The 16,866-nt window shown below is 70.5% G+C and carries 14 protein-coding genes and 1 tRNA gene; 8 read left to right on the top strand and 7 right to left on the bottom strand.

The window, feature by feature from the left end; genetic code table 11:
* Positions 1–156: 156 nt before the first annotated feature.
* The gene (locus tag OCS65_RS27715) at positions 157–996 is read left to right on the top strand and encodes a glycosyltransferase family 2 protein (protein ID WP_065923189.1); all 840 of its coding nucleotides are present in this window, start codon (positions 157–159) and stop codon (positions 994–996) included.
* On the opposite strand, the gene OCS65_RS27710 is transcribed toward OCS65_RS27715, so the two are convergent.
* The gene (locus OCS65_RS27710; protein WP_263508307.1) at positions 983–3,229 is read right to left on the bottom strand and encodes a hypothetical protein; all 2,247 of its coding nucleotides are present in this window, start codon (positions 3,227–3,229) and stop codon (positions 983–985) included. The two genes, OCS65_RS27715 and OCS65_RS27710, sit on opposite strands and share 14 nt — an antisense overlap.
* Positions 3,230–3,434: 205 nt before the next feature.
* Between OCS65_RS27710 and OCS65_RS27705 the strand changes: the two genes are divergently transcribed.
* Both OCS65_RS27705 and OCS65_RS27700 read left to right on the top strand, forming a co-directional pair.
* Positions 3,435–5,336: a glycosyltransferase gene (locus tag OCS65_RS27705; RefSeq protein WP_065923188.1), complete on the top strand. Its 1,902-nt coding sequence runs from the start codon at positions 3,435–3,437 to the stop codon at positions 5,334–5,336.
* 3 nt (positions 5,337–5,339) lie between these two features.
* Positions 5,340–6,851, top strand: coding sequence for a glycosyltransferase family 39 protein (locus OCS65_RS27700; RefSeq protein WP_050034390.1), 1,512 nt, complete (start codon positions 5,340–5,342; stop codon positions 6,849–6,851).
* A gap of 4 nt (positions 6,852–6,855) precedes the next feature.
* On the opposite strand, the gene OCS65_RS27695 is transcribed toward OCS65_RS27700, so the two are convergent.
* Positions 6,856–7,710, bottom strand: a complete 855-nt coding sequence (locus OCS65_RS27695; RefSeq protein WP_050034391.1) for a TylF/MycF/NovP-related O-methyltransferase — start codon at positions 7,708–7,710, stop codon at positions 6,856–6,858.
* A 151-nt stretch (positions 7,711–7,861) separates the two neighbouring features.
* On the opposite strand from OCS65_RS27695, the gene OCS65_RS27690 reads away from it, so the two are divergent.
* The gene (locus OCS65_RS27690; protein WP_029546562.1) at positions 7,862–9,025 is read left to right on the top strand and encodes an IS30 family transposase; all 1,164 of its coding nucleotides are present in this window, start codon (positions 7,862–7,864) and stop codon (positions 9,023–9,025) included.
* Positions 9,026–9,073: 48 nt separating this feature from the next.
* On the opposite strand, the gene glfT1 is transcribed toward OCS65_RS27690, so the two are convergent.
* Genes glfT1 through OCS65_RS27670 form a run of 4 tightly spaced genes read right to left on the bottom strand, consistent with a single transcriptional unit; the run spans position 9,074 to position 12,308 of the window.
* Positions 9,074–9,973 carry a galactofuranosyltransferase GlfT1 gene (glfT1, locus tag OCS65_RS27685; protein ID WP_043796752.1) on the bottom strand — a complete coding sequence of 300 codons (900 nt, stop codon included), beginning with the start codon at positions 9,971–9,973 and terminating at the stop codon, positions 9,074–9,076.
* Positions 9,970–10,794: a galactan export ABC transporter ATP-binding subunit Wzt/RfbE gene (wzt, locus tag OCS65_RS27680; protein ID WP_029547044.1), complete on the bottom strand. Its 825-nt coding sequence runs from the start codon at positions 10,792–10,794 to the stop codon at positions 9,970–9,972. The genes glfT1 and wzt overlap by 4 nt, the downstream gene beginning before the upstream one ends.
* Before the next feature lie 12 nt (positions 10,795–10,806).
* Positions 10,807–11,682 carry a galactan export ABC transporter permease subunit Wzm/RfbD gene (gene wzm / locus OCS65_RS27675; protein ID WP_006932781.1) on the bottom strand — a complete coding sequence of 292 codons (876 nt, stop codon included), beginning with the start codon at positions 11,680–11,682 and terminating at the stop codon, positions 10,807–10,809.
* Positions 11,683–11,720: 38 nt separating this feature from the next.
* On the bottom strand, positions 11,721–12,308 hold the full coding sequence (locus OCS65_RS27670; RefSeq protein ID WP_029547045.1) for a bacterial proteasome activator family protein: 588 nt from the start codon (positions 12,306–12,308) through the stop codon (positions 11,721–11,723).
* A gap of 155 nt (positions 12,309–12,463) precedes the next feature.
* On the opposite strand from OCS65_RS27670, the gene OCS65_RS27665 reads away from it, so the two are divergent.
* Entirely contained in the window at positions 12,464–13,672 is a 1,209-nt protein-coding gene (locus OCS65_RS27665) for a cysteine desulfurase-like protein (RefSeq protein ID WP_029547046.1), read from the top strand.
* 14 nt (positions 13,673–13,686) lie between these two features.
* Here the strand turns inward: OCS65_RS27665 and OCS65_RS27660 are convergent, their stop codons facing one another.
* Positions 13,687–14,673 (bottom strand): NAD(P)H-quinone oxidoreductase, encoded by a 987-nt coding sequence (locus tag OCS65_RS27660; protein WP_006932790.1) that lies wholly within the window; start codon positions 14,671–14,673, stop codon positions 13,687–13,689.
* A 96-nt stretch (positions 14,674–14,769) separates the two neighbouring features.
* On the opposite strand from OCS65_RS27660, the gene OCS65_RS27655 reads away from it, so the two are divergent.
* The 3 genes from OCS65_RS27655 (at position 14,770) to OCS65_RS27645 (ending at position 16,843) form a co-directional block, all read left to right on the top strand.
* A complete protein-coding gene (locus OCS65_RS27655; RefSeq protein ID WP_006932792.1) occupies positions 14,770–15,258 on the top strand; it encodes a MarR family winged helix-turn-helix transcriptional regulator in 489 nt (162 codons plus the stop codon).
* Positions 15,259–15,268: 10 nt separating this feature from the next.
* A tRNA-Ser gene (locus OCS65_RS27650) sits at positions 15,269–15,353 on the top strand.
* 179 nt (positions 15,354–15,532) lie between these two features.
* Positions 15,533–16,843 (top strand): DUF1254 domain-containing protein, encoded by a 1,311-nt coding sequence (locus tag OCS65_RS27645; protein WP_044475699.1) that lies wholly within the window; start codon positions 15,533–15,535, stop codon positions 16,841–16,843.
* Positions 16,844–16,866 lie beyond the last annotated feature (23 nt).

The raw sequence follows: 16,866 nt of genomic DNA, 5'->3' as shown, positions 1-16,866 counted from the left end.
CGTGCCCACCCCCGGCCGGTCGTCGCTGCTCACAAGTCGGGAGTGTATACGCCGGGTGGGGCTGTTTTCGGGTGCGGGCCGTGCCGATGTACGGTGGCGCCGTCAGTCGGCCCGCCACGAGCGCCGGGCGTGCGTTCGAGGACGGGATGAGCAGCAGTGACGAGGCCGAAACTGTCCGTGGTGATTCCGGCCTACAACAATGCGCCGTTCATCGAGGCGACGGTCGAGTCCGTGCTCGGACAGGACTTCGAGGATTTCGAACTGATCATCGCCGACCACAGTTCGACCGACGGCACCGCCGACCTGCTCGGCAAGTACGCCCGCGACCGGCGCGTGACCCTGTTGTCGACTCCGACGGGCGGTGGTGCGCCCCGGAACTGGCAGCGCGTGACGGCCGAGGCCGCGGGCGAGTACGTCAAGCTGGTGTGCGGCGACGACCTGCTGTATCCGGGGGCCCTGTCGGCCCAGGTGGCGGCCCTGGACGCGCACCCGTCGGCGGTGGCGGTGGCGTCGCAGCGGGACATTCTCGACGCGCGAGGCGCGAAGATGATCGGCGGACGCGGTCTCCAGGGACTGTCGGGCCTGGTGCCGGGCGGGGAGGCGATCCGGCGCACCGTGCGGCTGGGCACGAACGTGTTCGGTGAGCCGATGTGCGTGATGATGCGCCGCGATGCCCTCGAGCGGGCCGGCGGATGGGACGGTCGTTTCCCCTACCTGATCGACATGGCCTCCTACACGAAGGTGCTGTTCCACGGCGACCTGTATGCCCTGCGGCAGGTCGTCGGTGGTTTCCGGGTCAGTGCCGGTCAGTGGAGCGTGGCCCTCGTCGCCGAGCAGGCCCGGCAGGCGAAGGCCTATCACCGGTGGGTGTCCGAACAACTGCCCGGCGGGCTCCGGGCGGCCGACGTGTGGCAGGGGAATCGCCGCGCCGAACTCGCCGCGCTTCAGCGGCGGGTGTTCTACACCGTGTTCCGGTCGCGTCTCAGCCCACGGTAGCCGCCGGTACGGGCGCCGCGGCCTCCTCCGGATTCTCCCGTCGCGCCTTCCGCCGGTCTCTGAGGTACAGCAGCTGCATCGCCGTGGCGCCCGCGATGCCGAGGCCCAGGCCGGCGAACCCGGCTCCCTGGCCCGGCGGTGTCCAGCGCACGACGAGCTCGCCGTCCTCGGTGCCGGCGGGGATGTCCACCGCGAGGAACATGCCGTCCACCGAGCGCGGTTCCAGGGGCCGGCCGTCCAGCGTGGCCGAGTAGCCGGGCCAGTTCAGGCGTCCGAAGACGACGCGTCCGCCGTCCACCGAGTTCACGCGGACCCGGCTCGTCGCGTAGTCCTCGGAGACCGAGGTGGCGGTGACCCCTTCCGTGAAGGAGATGCGTCCGTTCCGGCCGCTGATCGGTCCGGCGAGCCGTTCGAGGATCACCGCGTCCACAGCGTCCGCGGACCCGGGCGGCGACTGCACCCACCGCCAGCCGGGCGGCGCCGGCTCCGAGTCGGCGTCCGGGTACTGCCGGCGCTGCAGCACCACCCGATCCACGAGCATCAGGTCCACGTACGTCCGGTCGGTGCTCGATTCGGTGGCGAACGCGGCGCCGAACGCGTCGGCGCAGCTCGAGCCGTCGTGCCGCATGCACAGGTGGAAGGCGAACTCCTCGAAGCCGATGGGGGTGTAGGCGTTGACGTACGTCTCGTCGAGGGACTTGGCGAAATTGCCGAACACGAGGGAGCGGTAGACGCCCTGCGGATTCGCGGTCCACGGCAGCACCAGTTCGCGGTCGGCGAGCTGCAGCGTGGTGCCCGGCCGGTCCGGGAAGTTCTCCTTCGCGACCGACTGCCGAGCCGGCAGATCCCACGCGAGCGGGTGCGGTGTCGTCGACGCCACCTGGAAGTACACGACGGGCAGCGCCGAGAGCAGCAGGATCGCCGCCACCGCCCGCTCACCGGCGCGGAGCGCGACCCACAGGACGGCGGCTCCGACGAGGAGGACGGCGCCCGCCCACAGCAGGTGACGGTTCATGAACTCGGGGGACGAGGACCCGGAGCGCAGGGTCATCAGCAGCACGAGCGTGGCCGCCGCGCCCGCCCGCACCCGCATCCTGCGGAGCGTGCCGTGGCGGCTGATCAGCACGCACACCACCACGAGTGTCGCGAGAGCGAACATCGGCAGCAGCCGCGCCGGCCAGCGCAACGGCCCCATCACGCTGGGGCCGGCCGTCGCCATGAGCATGGCGACGAGGAAGATCAGCGCGCCGGCGAGGCTGCGCACGGACCGGTGCACGGTCTTCCAGTCCACGAAGGCGAGCGCGGGGACGGCGAACCAGGCGATGTAGGTGACGGGGAACGGCTGCACCTCCCCGAACCAGGCTTCGATGCCCGGCAGCGCGGAGGGGATGCCGGAGTTGAGGGTGTCCGACCAAGGTGCCGTGAGGAAGTTGTCGTTCTGGAAGCCCTGGTCGGAGCGCCAGGTGACGGAGCTGGACAGCGCCCCGGGCAGGTAGGTGATCAACCCGCCCGCGGCGGCGCAGCTCGCGACCACCGCCAGCCGCAGCGAGGGCCGCCACGAGTGCCGATGGATCCGTTCGCCGATCATGAGGCAGCCCGTGAGGATCCCGGCGACGAGCGCGGGAAAGACGTAGCCGACGCTGACGGCGAGGTACAGGAACACGAACGCCGGCAGGGGACCGGAGCGTCCGCGCAGGTAGCGGAGCGAACTGGCCCACGCCTGGGCCACCCACGCCGAGCCGGTGAGGGCCGTGACCCAGGTCGCCTGGTCGAAGAAGAGCGCGAACCCGGTGAACGGGACGGCGGCGCCGGCCACCGCCGCCCACGTCGCGCGAGCGCCGTACTCCAGGCAGATCCGGTACACGCCCAGCGCCAGGACGACGGAGAACGCCCACTTCACGCCGGTCGAGAGCAGCACCATATTGTCGACGGACGGCGCGATCAGGTTGACGAGCAGCTGCGGCGGATTCCAGAGGCCGCCCTGCCCCTCGACCGGGTAGTTCCCGGCCATCCACTGTTCCGGCACGAGGCTCGGAAGCTGTCCGGTCCGCTGGATCCGGCCGAGGAAGATCCAGTTCGGTACCGCACCCGATTCCGTGTCGTCGGTGTAGAACCATCGATCGTCGGCCGCCAGGATCACCAGGTAGGTGACCGTCACCATCGCTGCCACTGCGGCACCCCACGTCCGGCGCTGCCGCCGCGTCGTCACCGCGGGCACGACGGCGGAGGTCACATGTGCTCCAGAGGTCGGGGACGGGGCTGGCCGGAGGCCAGGGACGAGGCTGGCCAGAGGCCAAGGATAACGGGGGTGGGCCGGGCGACGACCGGCCGGGCGCGGGGGTGGATCCGCGGGGACGTCGGCCGGTCCCCGGTCCGTTGGTAGCCTGGGACGAGTTGTGTCCTGGGGGGCAGCAAGGTTCCGAAAGGTGTTTCGACGGATGGACAAGGCCGAATTCGCTGCGATCGAACCGACGGGAGGGGTCGGCACCGCAGCTGACGGTTCGTCCGTCACGGGGCGCCCCGCGACCCGTCCGACCGCTCAGCGTGCGCTGTTCGCGGGGCCGTCTCCGCTGGTCAGCGACGACATGTACGTCACCGTCAAGGGGACCGTCGACCGTGAGCGGACCAGGGTGCGTCTCGGCCGCCGGAGCCGTGTCGAAACGGACACCTACTTCGGCAGATTCCCCGCCAGCTACTGGCAGCGCTGGACCGCCGTCACCGAGGTCGAGTTCGTCGCCGAGGTCGACGGAGACGGCCGCATCGAACTGGTCGCCACCGATGCCCGGGGCCGGCGACGGATCGTCGCCACGACCACCGTGTCGTCGAACGGCGCGCCCGCGACGGTGACGGTGTCCACCCCGATCGACCGGTTCGTCGACGGCGGTGCCCTGTTCGCACGGATCTCCACCGGCTCCGGCGAACTGGCCGTCGAGAACGCCCGGTGGACGGTGCCGGCACCGAAGTCCCTGCGGCCGGCCGCCGTCGTCATCTGCACCTTCAACCGCGCCGACGACTGCGCGGCGACGCTGGCCGCCATGGCGGACGACCCGATCGCGCTGGCCGACGTGCAATCGGTGTACGTGATCGATCAGGGCACCGACCGGGTGGAGACCCGGCAGGAGTTCCAGCGCGTCGCCTCCGAACTCGGCGACAAGCTCGTCTACATCACGCAGCCCAACCTGGGCGGCGCCGGCGGATTCACCCGCGGCCTGTACGAGGTCGCCGGCTACGCGCGGAACCCCGGAGCCAACATCGTGTTCATGGACGACGACGTCCTGTGCGAACCGGAGGCGGTGGTCCGGCTCAACATGTTCGCGAACTGCACCGTCGAGCCCGCGATCGTCGGCGCGCAGATGCTGTACCTGCTGCATCCCGACCGGGTCCACGTCGGGGCCGAGGTCGCAGACCTGCAGCGGCTCCAGGCCGGGCTGGAGGTGAAGAACGCGCTCGCGGACAAGAGCACGCTGAAGAAGCAGCAGGACATCCGGGTCGACGCCGGCTACAACGGGTGGTGGTCGTGCCTGATCCCGTCGGAGGTCGTGGAGAAGGTCGGTTATCCGCTGCCCCTGTTCTTCCAGTGGGACGACATCGAGTACGGCTACCGCTCGCGGGCGAACGGCGTCGCGACCGTCACGCTGCCCGGTGCCGCGGTGTGGCACGCGGATTTCGCGTGGAAGGACTGGGACGAGTGGCACCGCTACTTCAACCTCCGCAACGCCATGATCACCGCGGCCCTGCACACCGAACTCGACGGCAAGGCACTCGCCAAGCAGTTGCGGACCGACCTGTTCCGGTACCTCGTCTCGATGCAGTACGGGATGGCCTTCACCCTGATCAAGGCCGTCGAGGACTTCCTGCGGGGGCCCGAGTTCCTGCACGACGGCGGCATGGAGGCGGCGGCCGCCATCCGGCGCGAGCGCGCGGAATACGGTGAGACCATCCGCCACAACGCGAACAACGTGCCGGGCCTGCGTCCGGCCGACATGTTCATCACCCCGGCCGGCCCGTACCCGCGCAAGAGCCTCGAGTGGGCGGTACTGGCCAAGCGCACCCTCAACCAGTGGCGCGGTCGCCTCCCGGCGCATCCGGTCGCCATCCCGTCGTCGGATGCGCACTGGTGGCACGTGTCGCTGTTCTCGCACGCCGTGGTCACCGACGCGTCCCAGGAAGGGGTCCGCGTGCGCAAGCGGGACAAGGAGCGGGCCGTCGCGCTGCTCCGGCGCGGTGTGCGCGCGCTGCAGGCCTTGAAGAAGGAGACCCCCGCGGTGTCCTTGCAGTATCGCGAGGCCATGCCGCAGCTGACCAGCCGGGAGAACTGGGCCCGCCTGTACGGGAAGTAGCCGATGGCCGATCGGACCACGGCGTGCGCGCGGGATGCTGTCCTCATCGCACTGCTGGGTTCGATCGTCGCAGCGTTGGGTACCGGGCGGCCCTCCTTCTGGTACGACGAGCTGGCCACCCTCTCGGTGGCGCAGCGTTCCCGCGTCGACCTGGACCGGGTGCTCGGTAACGTCGACATCGTCCACGGCCTCTACTACGTGGCGATGCGGTACTGGTTCGCCGTCTTCGGGGCTTCGGAATTCTCGGCGCGGCTGCCGAGCGTCCTGGCCGTGGGCGCCGCGGCCGGGGGTGTGGTCGTGCTGGGCTGGAAACTCGCCGACCGGCGGCTGGGCGTGCTCGCGGGTGTCGTCTTCCTGCTGCTGCCGCGCGTGACGTGGGCTGCGGTCGAGGCCCGCAGCTATGCCCCGTCCGCGGCCGCCGCCGTATGGCTGACCGTGCTGCTGCTCGTGGCGTGCGAGTCGGGCCGGGTCCGATGGTGGCTGGCGTACGCCGCTGTGCTCGCACTGTCGGTGGTGCTGTTCCTGTACACGGTCGCGCTGATACCGGCCCATCTGATCACCGTGGCGTTGCGGGGTGACCTGCGGCGCCGCGGGCTCGCGTGGCTGGGGGCGGTCGTGGCGGGGTCGGCGGCGGCGAGCCCGCTCGTGCTGGAGGCGTTCGCCCAGGCGGGGCAGACCACGTGGATTCCGCCGCTCGACCGGAACCTGCCGCGGATCGTGTGGGAGTACCAGTGGTTCGTGGGCGCCCCCTGGTTCGCGGCGGCATTCACGGTCCTGGTCGTCGTGGGGCTCGTCGCGTCTGTGCGGCGACGCATGCGGGCGCAGCGGCACGGTGTTCTCGCGGTGGCCGTGCCGTGGATCGTCGTGCCGATGGCGATGCTCGTGGCGTACTCGCTCGTCGCGTCCCCGGTCTACCTGGACCGGTATCTGACGTTCACGACGCCGGCGGTAGCCCTCATCGGTGCGGTCTCCGTCGCCGCCGTGGCCGTGCGGCCGTGGGTGACGGTCGGTGTCACCGGTGCGCTGGTGCTGCTGACCGTGCCGTCGTTCGTCGCGCAGCGCTCCCCGTGGTCCGACCCCAGCGGCATGGACTTCAGCACGGTCAACCGCGACGTCGCCGGCCGGCTGGCGCCGGGCGACTGTGTGCTGTTCGGCGGCGCCGCATGGAACCCGGCGTCGCAGCGGCTGGTGCAGACCGCGCGCCCGGACACGTTCGCGGGGACCCGCGACCTGGGGCTCGGACGGACCGCGGCCGCCGAGGGCTGGCTGTGGGACGAGAATCTCCCGTTCCAGGCTGTCGCGGGGCAGTTGCCCACGTGCGAGGTGGTGTGGTTCTTCGCGGACGCCGAGCGGACGACCGAACAGCGGGTCTATCACACGTCGAATCAGTGGTGGACGCTTCCACCGCACCGGTTCGAGTCGACCCCGGAGTACGCCGGGCTCGTGCATGCCGGTTTCCGGATCGACGAGCGCCGGCAGTTCAACGTCAGCCAGGTGATCCGTTTCGTGCGGTGACGGTTCACCGCAGCTGCACGACGACCTGCTCGTTGTCGGCCGTGTACGCCAGGTACTCGAACGCGAGTCCGGTGCGCGCGACGAACTCGGTCCACGCCCTGTACTCGTGCCGCTGCCAGCCGGGATAGTTGAAGAACTCGTCGAACACCAGCACGGTGCCGGGCACCAGGCGGTCCTCGAGCAGGTCGAGCACCGTCGTCGTGGACGAGTAGAGGTCGGCGTCGAGGTGGACGAACGCGACGTCGCCGGGATGTGCGGCGAGGAAGCGGGGAAGGGTGTCGGCGAACAGGCCGGGCACCAGCTCGGCGCCGGGCACGTCGGGCGGGGTGTCCTGCGCGAACTCCCCGGCGGGGAACCCGCTGCGCCATGCCTCCGGCAGTCCGGTGAAGACGTCGAACCCGAACACCGGGTGGTCCGCGCCCAACACGTCGGCGACGATCCGCAACGTGGTGCCCGACGCGACCCCGAACTCGAGGGCCAGGCCGGGCCGGGACACCCGGTCGAGCGCGAACCGCAGGGTGTCGTGCGGGGTGTCGAGGACCGCGGCGGTGGGCATGTTCGCGACCGCGAACGCCGCGGCGGTGTCGGTCGCGGCGCGGTCCATCGCATAGCGCAGGTCGCGGCGCTGCCGGTGCTCGAGATCGGCGACGCGGTCCCGGAGCAGGCCCACCTCCGAACGGGTCTGTGCGAGCTCGGCCAGTACCTGCCGCAGCTCCGCGGTGGTCGCGGTCAGCTCGGCGAGAATCCGGTCGTGGTGGTTCTCCTGCAGCTCGCGGGTGCGTCGCGCCGAGAGGTCGACGACCTCGGCGACGGCACGCTGCAGCTTGCCCCGGGTCGTCGCCCGCCAACGCCCCAGCATCGCGCCCTCCCGTGCCCGTCGAGACCTAGCCCCGAACCTAGACAGTGGGCCGATAGGGCGCAATCGCGCCCTCCCACCCGGCCGAATGTCACATTGCGCCGGTTCCGGCTGACTCAGGTGGTCCATGCGACACGCTCCCTGACCAGGGGAGATGTCAGTGGGTCGAGCAGCACGAGAGGCGAAGAAGGCTAGGTTCTTCGCCATGCGCATGACGAAGGTGTCGATCGCCAAGGCCGCAGCCGCGGTCGGTGTCAGCCGACAAACCGGCTACCGGTGGGAGGACGAGGCCAACGGCACCGTCCGCCGTGCCCCGCACTGGGAGCACGGCGGACGGTCGTTGTCCCTGGGCGAGCGGGAGCTTGTCGCCCTCGGACTCGCCCGCAACGAGTCGGTCCAGACGATCGCCGCGCACCTGGGCCGGCACCGGTCGGTGATCTACCGGGAGATCGAACGCAACAGCAACCGCGACGGTAGCTACCGCGCCGTGTCGGCCCACGCGCGGGCCTGGACCCGAGCACTGCGACCGAAAGTCGCCAAGCTGATGGCCGCACCCGAGTTGCGCGCGTATGTCGTCGCCAAGCTGAAGCTGCGCTGGTCCCCGCAGCAGATCTCGGCCAGGCTGGTGGTCGACTTCCCCGACCGAGCGGAGATGCGGGTGTCCCACGAAACCATCTACCAGGCCGTGTATGTGCAACTGAAAGGCGAACTGCGAAAAGAGCTTTCGGAGTATCTGCGGCGCCGGCACACCCGTCGGGTGCCGCAGGGGCGAGTGCCGAGCAGTGCCCGCCATATTCCCGACAAGATCCTCATCTCCCAGCGGCCCGCCGAGGTCGAGGACCGGGCGGTGCCCGGGCACTGGGAGGGAGATCTGATCATGGGGGCGCGCAACCGCTCGGCGATCGGCACCCTGGTCGAGCGCACCACCCGGTACGTGGTGTTGCTGCACCTGCCGAAGGTCCGCGACGTGTCCGGCGTCCGCGATGCGATGATCGCCGCGATGCGGTCGTTGCCGGAGGTGATGCAGCGGTCGGTGACCTGGGATCAGGGCCACGAGATGCGTGCTCATGCCCAGATCACCATGGCCACCGACGTCGCTGTCTACTTCTGCGATCCGCACTCGCCGTGGCAGCGCGGCACCAACGAGAACACCAACGGTCTGCTCCGGCAGTACTTCCCCAAGGGCACCGACCTGTCGGTGTACACGCCCGAGGACCTGCAGCAGGTCCAGGACGAGTTCAACGGCCGCCCCCGGCAGACGCTACGCTGGCGCACGCCAACCGAAGCGTTCACCGAGCTTGTCGCATCGGCCGCCTGAAACCGCCTCCATCGACGCAATGTGACATTCGGCCCGATAGTCGGTCCCTCACACAGGCCGCTCGAACCGTTCCTGCCGGCCCAGCTTGCGCAGCCGCACCCATTCGCGGAGCGCGGCAGGGTCCCGGCGGCTGACGAGGAAGTACCAGCCGAACCGCACCCATTCCTGTGGCAGCAACCGGCGGAGACCGGGCTGTGAGAGCAGGTAGCCGCGGTTGCGGTAGGTGAAGAACCGCTTCGTGTCGTTGTCCGGGTACTGGGTGTGCATCCGGCCGCCGAGGATCGGCTTGAACTCGTCGGCGCCGTTGGGGTGCAGATAGGCGGTGCGCAGGCAGGTGCCGAACCGCAGACCCGAGCGGACCAGGCGACGGTGCACCTCCACCTCGTCGCCGCGCACGAACAGCCGCAGGTCCGGCACGCCCACCGCGTCGATCGCGGCGGCGGTGAACAGGGCGCCGTTGAACAGCGACGCGATGCCCGGCAACAGATCGTCGCTCTCGACGTCGCCGAGTTCGCTGCGGTGACGACGCCACGCCACGCCCCGGCGCAACGGGAACGCGAGACGGTCGGGGTCGTCGATGTCGCACACCACCGGCGACACCTCCGCCAGGCCGTGCCGCTGCGCGCACTCGAGCAATGTCGCGAGGACATCGGGGCCCTCCGGGCGGCCGTCGTCGTCGGCGAGCCACACCCGGTCCGCACCGAGCGACAGCGCGTACAGCATGCCCAGGGCGAAGCCACCGGCGCCGCCGAGGTTGTGCTTGGACCCGAGGTAGCTGGTGGGCAGGGGGCACGATTCGACGAGGTCGCGCACGGCCTCCTCGTCGGCGTTGTCGACGACCACCAGGTGGTCGAGCGGCCGGGTCTGGGCGCTCAGGACCTTCAGCGACTGTGCCAGCTGCTCGCGCCGCCGGTGGGTGACCACCACCCCGACGATGCGTTCGCTCACGCCGAGCGCTCCTGCGGCAGCCCCTGCTCGCGTTCCAGCTCGGCGATGACGTGATGCACATGGTCGGCCGCGTCGTCGCCCTCGTAGGCGCGCACGACCTCCTCGATGCCGCCCTCCATGCGGATCTGCCCGTGGTCGATCCACAGCGCGCGCTCGCACAGTTGCGCGAGGAACTCGTTGGAGTGGCTGGCGAAGACGAGGATGCCGGAGCGTTCCACGAGCTTCTGCAGGCGCACCCGCGCCTTCTTCATGAAGTCGGCGTCGACCGCGCCGATGCCCTCGTCGAGCAGCAGGATCTCGGGGTCGATGCTGGTGACCACGCCCATCGCGACGCGGACCCGCATGCCGGTCGAATACGTGCGCAGCGGCATGTTCAGGTACTCGCCGAGCTCGGTGAACTCGGCGATCTCGTCCATCTTCGCGAGCATCTGCTTGCGGGTCTGACCGAGGAACAGCCCGCGGATGATGATGTTCTCGTAGCCGGAGATCTCCGGGTCCATGCCCACGCCGAGGTCGAACACCGGCGCGACGCGGCCCCGAATCCGGGCGCTGCCGCGCGTGGGCTCGTAGATCCCCGCCAGCAGCCGCAGCAGTGTGGACTTGCCGGCGCCGTTGTGACCGACGAGGCCGATGCGGTCGCCTTCCTTCAGCGACAGGGTGATGTCGCGCAGCGCCTCCACCACCACCACGTCGGAGTTGTTGCGGCCGATCGAACCGCCGGCCTTGCCGAGGAACGCCTTCTTCAGCGACCGGGTCTTCGCGTCGAAGATCGGGAAGTCGACGCACGCGCCGCGCGTCTCGATGCTCACATGTTCGGTCATGATGACGGCCCCTTAGACCCAGTAGGGCACGCGGGCCCGGTACTTACGCAGCGCCAGCAGCGCCAGTCCCCAGCCGGCCACGGTGATCGCCAGCACGATGTACCAGTGGTAGGCCTGCTGGTCCTGGCCGATCATCGGCGCCCGGATGATGTCGAGGTAGTGGAACAGCGGGTTGATCTCGGCCAGCTTGACGCGCTGGGCGGCCTGCCCGCCCTGCGCCTCGAGGCTCTGCGTCGTCCACATGATCGGGGTGAGCACGAACAGCAGCAGTGTGAGGCTGGACAGGATCGGGGCGATGTCGCGGTAGCGGGTGGCGAAGATGCCGAACAGGATCGCCACCCAGACGGCGTTGAGCACGATCAGGCCCAGCGCCGGGATCGCCGCGAGGGACGTCCAGGTCAGGTCTCGCCACACTCCGAAGGCGAAGATCATGATCACGTAGATCACGAGATTGTGGGCGAAGAACAGCAACTGCCGCCACACGAGCCGGTAGATGTGCACGCTCAGCGCCGACGGCAACTGCTTGATCAGGCCCTCGTTGGCGATGAACACCTCCGAGCCCTCCAGGATGGAGGCGCTGATCATGTTCCAGACGATCAGTCCGACCGTCACGTACGGCAGGAACTCGTCGAGCGGAATGTCCAGCAGCGCGGCGTACAGGATGCCGATGGCGGTGGCCTGGACACCGGTGGCGATGGTGATCCAGAACGGACCGATGACCGAGCGCCGGTAGCGCTGCTTGATGTCCTGCCAGGCCAGGCTGAGCCACAGCTCGCGCTGGGCGAAGCCGTCGCGCAGATCCTTCAGGCCGCGCCGGAAGGTCTGCGAATCCGACACCACCGGAGAGTCCGCGGCGGTGGGCTCGGGATCGAGGGCAGAAGCTGACACGAGGTCCGAGCCTACCGGGGATCGTGGTCGGGCCGTCGCTACAGGTACTGACCGGTACCCGGGGCACCCGGTCCCGGGCCGTGCCGTTCGTCGGGGCGCGGTCCGCCCCCCAGCATGCCCGGCGGCAGCGCACCCTGACGCATCTGCTCGAGCTGCGCCCGCGCCGCCATCTGCTGCGCGAACAGTGCCGTCTGGATGCCGTGGAACAGGCCCTCGAGCCAACCGACGAGCTGAGCGTGCGCGATCCGCAGCTCCGCGTCGGACGGCACCTCGTCCTGACCGAAGGGCAACGCGAGCCGTTGGAGTTCCTCGCGCAGTTCCGGGGCGAGGCCCTCGCCGAGCTCCTGGATGGAGGACTGGTGGATCTCGCGCAGACGGGCACGGCTCGCATCGTCGAGCGGCGCGGCGCGGACCTCCTCGAGCAGCTGCTTGATCATGGTGCCGATCCGCATGACCTTCGCCGGCTGCTCGACCATGTCGGCGAGCGACTCGGCGTCATCCGGCTTCTCCTGGGGCTCGGCGGCGGACTCCCGCGGATCACCGGAGGCGGTACCGTCGCGCTGGACCGCGACGGGATTGCCGTCGGGTCCGATCACGAGGACGTGCTCATTCTCCGAATGCGTCATGGTTCCATCTTGTCCTCTCGCCGGTGCCGTTGCCGAGTCAGGTTCCCGATACGGGAGGTTTCACCCGACATTGCGCTCCGTACGTGCACCTTCGGAGGGCGTACGGGACCGACGTGGACGACACACGATTGACACCGGGATTTAGAGTGTCACGCATGGCTTACGACGTTGCCCGGATCCGGGGGTTGATTCCCTCGCTCGGCGACGGTTGGATCCATCTCGACCCACAGGCCGGAATGCAGATTCCCGACGCGGTCTCCCGCGCGGTGTCGACGGCATTCCGCAACGCCGCGGCGTCCCCGACGGGCCGGCACACCTCCAACCGTCGGAGCGCGTCGCTGCTGCAGGCGGCGCGCGTCGCCGTCGCCGATCTCGTCGGCGGTGACCCGGCGGGTGTGGTGCTCGGACCGGATCGGGCGGTCCTGCTGGCCTGGCTCGCGGAGTCGCTCAGTTCCCGGCTCGGGCTCGGCACCGGGCTCGTGCTGTCCCGGCTGGACGACGAGGCCAACGTGGCACCGTGGCTGCGCGTCGCGAGCCGCTACGGCGCCCAGGTCCGGTGGGCCGAGGTCGAGATCGAGACGTGCGAGCTGCCGAGCTGGCAGTTCGAGGAACTGATCACTCCCACCACCCGGCTCGTCGCGCTGACCGCCGCGTCGTCGCTCGTAGGTTCCGCGCCGGACGTGCGCGTCGCCGCCGACCGGCTCCACGAGGTCGGCGGGCTCATGGTGGTCGACGCGGCCGGGGCCGCGCCCTACGCGCACGTCGACATCCACGAACTCGGCGCCGACGTGCTCGCGGTCAACGCGTCCGCGTGGGGGGGACCGCAGGTCGGCGCCCTGGTGTTCCGCGACCCGGCGCAACTCGACCGGATCCCGGCGGTCTCCCTGGATCCGCACGCACGCGGCCCCGAGCGGCTCGAAGTCGGCGGCCATCAGTTCGCGATGCTCGCCGGGCTCGTCACGTCCGTCGACTTCCTCGCGGCCCTCGACGACGAGGCGACCGGCACGCGCCGCGAGCGTCTCGAAACGTCGATCAGTTCGCTGCAGGGCTACCAGGACCAGCTGTTCGAGCGGCTGATGCGCCTGCTCGACAACCTGCCCGACGTGATGGTGATCGGCCGTGCGTCGAGCCGCGTGCCGACGCTGAGCTTCACCGTCGCGGGGGTGCCCGCCGAGAAGGTCGCCGCGCATCTCGCCGACCGTCGCATCGCCACCGTCGCGGTCAGCCGCGGCACGAGCCGCCTGCTCGACTCGCTCGGCGTCAGCGACGAGGGCGGCGCGGTCACCATCGGCCTGGCCCCGTACACCACCCGCTACGAGCTCGACCAGCTGGTGCGCGAGCTGCGCAACCTCACCGCCTCCTGACCGGGCCGACCGGCCTAGTGCCGATCGATGCGCAGCACGACCTTGCCGACGGTGTCGGGGGAATCCAGCATCTCGTGGGCCCGCGCGGCCTCGGTGATCGGCACCTCTGCGTGTACGACGGGCCGGACCTGGGCCTCGGCGATCATCGGCCACACGTGCTCGCGAACCTGCGCGACGATCGTGCTCTTGCCGGAACGGCCGGTCTCCGGCCGCCCGCGCAGGCCCGTGGCGAGGACGTGCCCGCGCTTGGCGAGCAGCTTGCCGAGGTTGAGCTCGCCCTTCGCGCCGCCCTGCATACCGATCACCACGAGCCGGCCGTCGGGGGAGAGCACGTCGACGTTGCGGGACAGGTAGGCCGCGCCCATGTTGTCGAGCACCACGTCGGCGCCGCCGAACCGGCCTCGGACCTCGGCGACGAAGTCCTGCGAGCGGTAGTCGATCGCGAGGTCGGCGCCGAGCTCACGGCAGTAGTCGAGCTTGCCGGCCGACGCGGTCACCGCGACCTTCGCGCCCAGCGCCTTGCCGACCTGGATGGCGTGGGTGCCGATGCCGCCCCCACCGCCGTGCACGAGCAGCACCTCACCGCGGCGCAGGCCCGCCGCCATCACCACGTTCGACCACACGGTGCACGCCACCTCGGGCAGTGATGCCGCCACCGCGAGATCCACGCCCTCCGGCACGGGCAGGACCTGTCCGGCGGGGACGACGACCTGCTCGGCGTAGCCGCCGCCGGTCAGCAGCGCGCACACCCGGTCGCCGATCGACCAGCCGCTCACGCCCTCACCGAGTTCGGCGATCACCCCCGAGCATTCGAGACCCAGGACGTCGCTCGACCCGGGCGGCGGCGGGTACAGGCCGCGGCGCTGCAGCAGATCGGCACGGTTGACGGCCGTCGCGGCCACGTCGATCAGGACCTGTCCGGGACCGGGGGTGGGGTCGGGCTGCTCGGCCCACTGCATGACCCCGGAGCCGCCGGGTTCGGTGATCGTGATTGCGCGCATGGGTTCGACGCTATCGCGACACGCCGACGCAGGGGCGACACGCAGCGAACTGACCGGCGAGTAACACAGACGACGGCCTGCCTCTACACTGCCCGCGTGACAGCCGAACTGCATGCCGACCGTCCCGATCCGCGCTGGCTCGACACGGACGAGCAGCGGGCATGGCGGGCCTACATCGACGGCAATCACCGGCTCATGGATCGACTCAATCGCGACCTGCAGGAGGCGCACGGCCTGTCCCTGGCCGAGTACCGGATCCTGGTGCTGCTCTCCGAGGCTCCCGACGGGGCGCTGCGCATGAGCGACCTCGCCGACGGGGTGCTGTCGTCCCGCAGTCGCCTCACCCACCAGATCCGCCGCATGGAGGCCGCGTCGATGGTGGTGCGCAGTTCCTGCCTCGAGGACGGCCGCGGCGTCCTCGCCACCCTCACCGACGAGGGCCGCCGCCGGCTCACCGAGGCCGCGCCCACGCACGTCGCCGGTGTGCGCCGCAACCTCGTCGACCTGCTCACGAGGACGCAGATCCGGACCCTCTCCGAGATCTTCACCAAGGTGGAGGCGGCCGTCGACGACAGGTGTGGTTAGGATTTGGCACGGAAGCGTGGCAGAGCGGCCGAATGCACTCGCCTTGAAAGCGAGCGTCGTGAGAGCGACCGGGGGTTCAAATCCCTCCGCTTCCGCCGGAAGGAGAGCCCGTCACCTGCGGCGTGTGTGCAGGTGACGGGCTTCGTCGTCGGACGCGCGCAGGTGGCACCGGAGCGCCCGGATCCGACGGCGAGTGTCGCTCCAGGAACGTGTTTTCGCCTCCTACACTGACGGAATGGCCGGCACAGCAGCTCGGGCGGCGGCAGCGCTCGCGGTGGGCCTGCTGACCGCCTGCGCGGCGCCGCATCCGGCAGCGGAACCGGAGCGGACCGCGGTCGACGTGGCCACCGACGGCTACGTCTACGGCTACGCGCCCGTGACGCTCGCGCGGACCCGGGCGAACATGCTCTGCCTGCTGCCGGTGAACCGGCTCCACCACCAGTCCGCGACGGCCGATCCCACCTCGCGCGTCGTCGTCGCCCCCAACGTCGACACACTGTATTCGATTGCGTGGCTGGATCTTCGGGAAGGACCGGTGCTGCTCACGCACCCGGAGGCGGGGGATCGGTACTTCGACTTCCAATTTCTCGACATCTATACCGACGTCTTCGCCAACGTCGGCACCCGGGCGACGGGATCGGCCGCAGGCGCCCACGTCGTCGTCCCACCGGGATGGGACGGTCCGCTGCCGGCGGGAGCGGCCGTGATCGAGTCACCCACGTGGGACGCCTGGATGATCGGCCGGACTCTCGTCGAGGCGCAGACCGACCTCGAGGCCGCCCGGGCCGTGCAGCGGCAGTACTCGCTCACCGTGCTGACCGCCCCCGTCGCCGATGCGCCGCCACCGCTGCCGCCGACCGCGTGCGGAAGCAACCCCGACCCGCAGGCGCTCGCGGCGTCGGGGCCGCAGTTCTTCGACGAGCTGTCGGCGATCCTGGCCGCGAACCCACCACCGCCCGCCGACGGACCGTTGCTCGACGAACTCGCCGGCCTCGGGGTCGGGCCCGGCGCCCGGCCGAGTGCCGGGCCGGCGGACACCGTCGCCGCACTCGCCACCGGGGTGATCCGCGGCGAGCGACGCATCCGGGACCTCGTCGACTCGGGCGAGCAGTCCGGTGCGGTGTGGGGCTCGCTGGCGACCGCGGGCCGGTACGGCACCGACTACCTGCAGCGCGCGGTGGTCGCGACGATCGGGCTCGGCGCGAACGTGCCGGAGGAATCGACGTACCACGTGGCCCGCACCGCGGCGGACGGATCGGCGCTGCGGGGCGAGGCCGGTTACCTCCTGCGCTTCCCGCCCGAGGGGCCGCCGGTGGACGACCGCGGCTTCTGGTCCGTCACCGTGTACGGCCCCGACATGTTCCTCGTCGCCAACCCGGTCGACCGCTACGCCGTCGGCGACCGGACGCCCGGACTGGTCCGTGGTCCCGACGGTGCGCTCGACGTGTGGGTCTCGTCCCGGCCGCCGGTGTCGGGCGGCTCGAACTGGCTGCCGGCGCCGCCCGGGGAATTCGTGCTGATGTTCCGGTCGTACCTGCCGACGGACCGGGCGTGGACCCCGCCGGAACCGACCCCACAGCCGTAGCCGGCGACGCGGTGCCCCACCGT

The organism is Rhodococcus aetherivorans (assembly GCF_025722975.1).
In the GTDB taxonomy this organism is placed as follows: Bacteria; Actinomycetota; Actinomycetes; order Mycobacteriales; family Mycobacteriaceae; genus Rhodococcus; species Rhodococcus aetherivorans.
This window is presented reverse-complemented; position numbering and strand designations above follow the sequence as displayed.

Excerpts from the sequence above, each read along its gene's own strand:
- OCS65_RS27695 (WP_050034391.1), bottom strand. The coding sequence starts at position 7,710 with ATGCTGGGGCGTTGGCGGGCGACGACCCGGGGCAAGCTGCAGCGTGCC.
- OCS65_RS27665 (WP_029547046.1), top strand. The coding sequence starts at position 12,464 with ATGGCTTACGACGTTGCCCGGATCCGGGGGTTGATTCCCTCGCTCGGC.
- OCS65_RS27670 (WP_029547045.1), bottom strand. The coding sequence starts at position 12,308 with ATGACGCATTCGGAGAATGAGCACGTCCTCGTGATCGGACCCGACGGC.
- OCS65_RS27700 (WP_050034390.1), top strand. The coding sequence starts at position 5,340 with ATGGCCGATCGGACCACGGCGTGCGCGCGGGATGCTGTCCTCATCGCA.
- OCS65_RS27705 (WP_065923188.1), top strand. The coding sequence starts at position 3,435 with ATGGACAAGGCCGAATTCGCTGCGATCGAACCGACGGGAGGGGTCGGC.
- wzt (WP_029547044.1), bottom strand. The coding sequence starts at position 10,794 with ATGACCGAACATGTGAGCATCGAGACGCGCGGCGCGTGCGTCGACTTC.
- OCS65_RS27690 (WP_029546562.1), top strand. The coding sequence starts at position 7,862 with ATGTCAGTGGGTCGAGCAGCACGAGAGGCGAAGAAGGCTAGGTTCTTC.
- OCS65_RS27660 (WP_006932790.1), bottom strand. The coding sequence starts at position 14,673 with ATGCGCGCAATCACGATCACCGAACCCGGCGGCTCCGGGGTCATGCAG.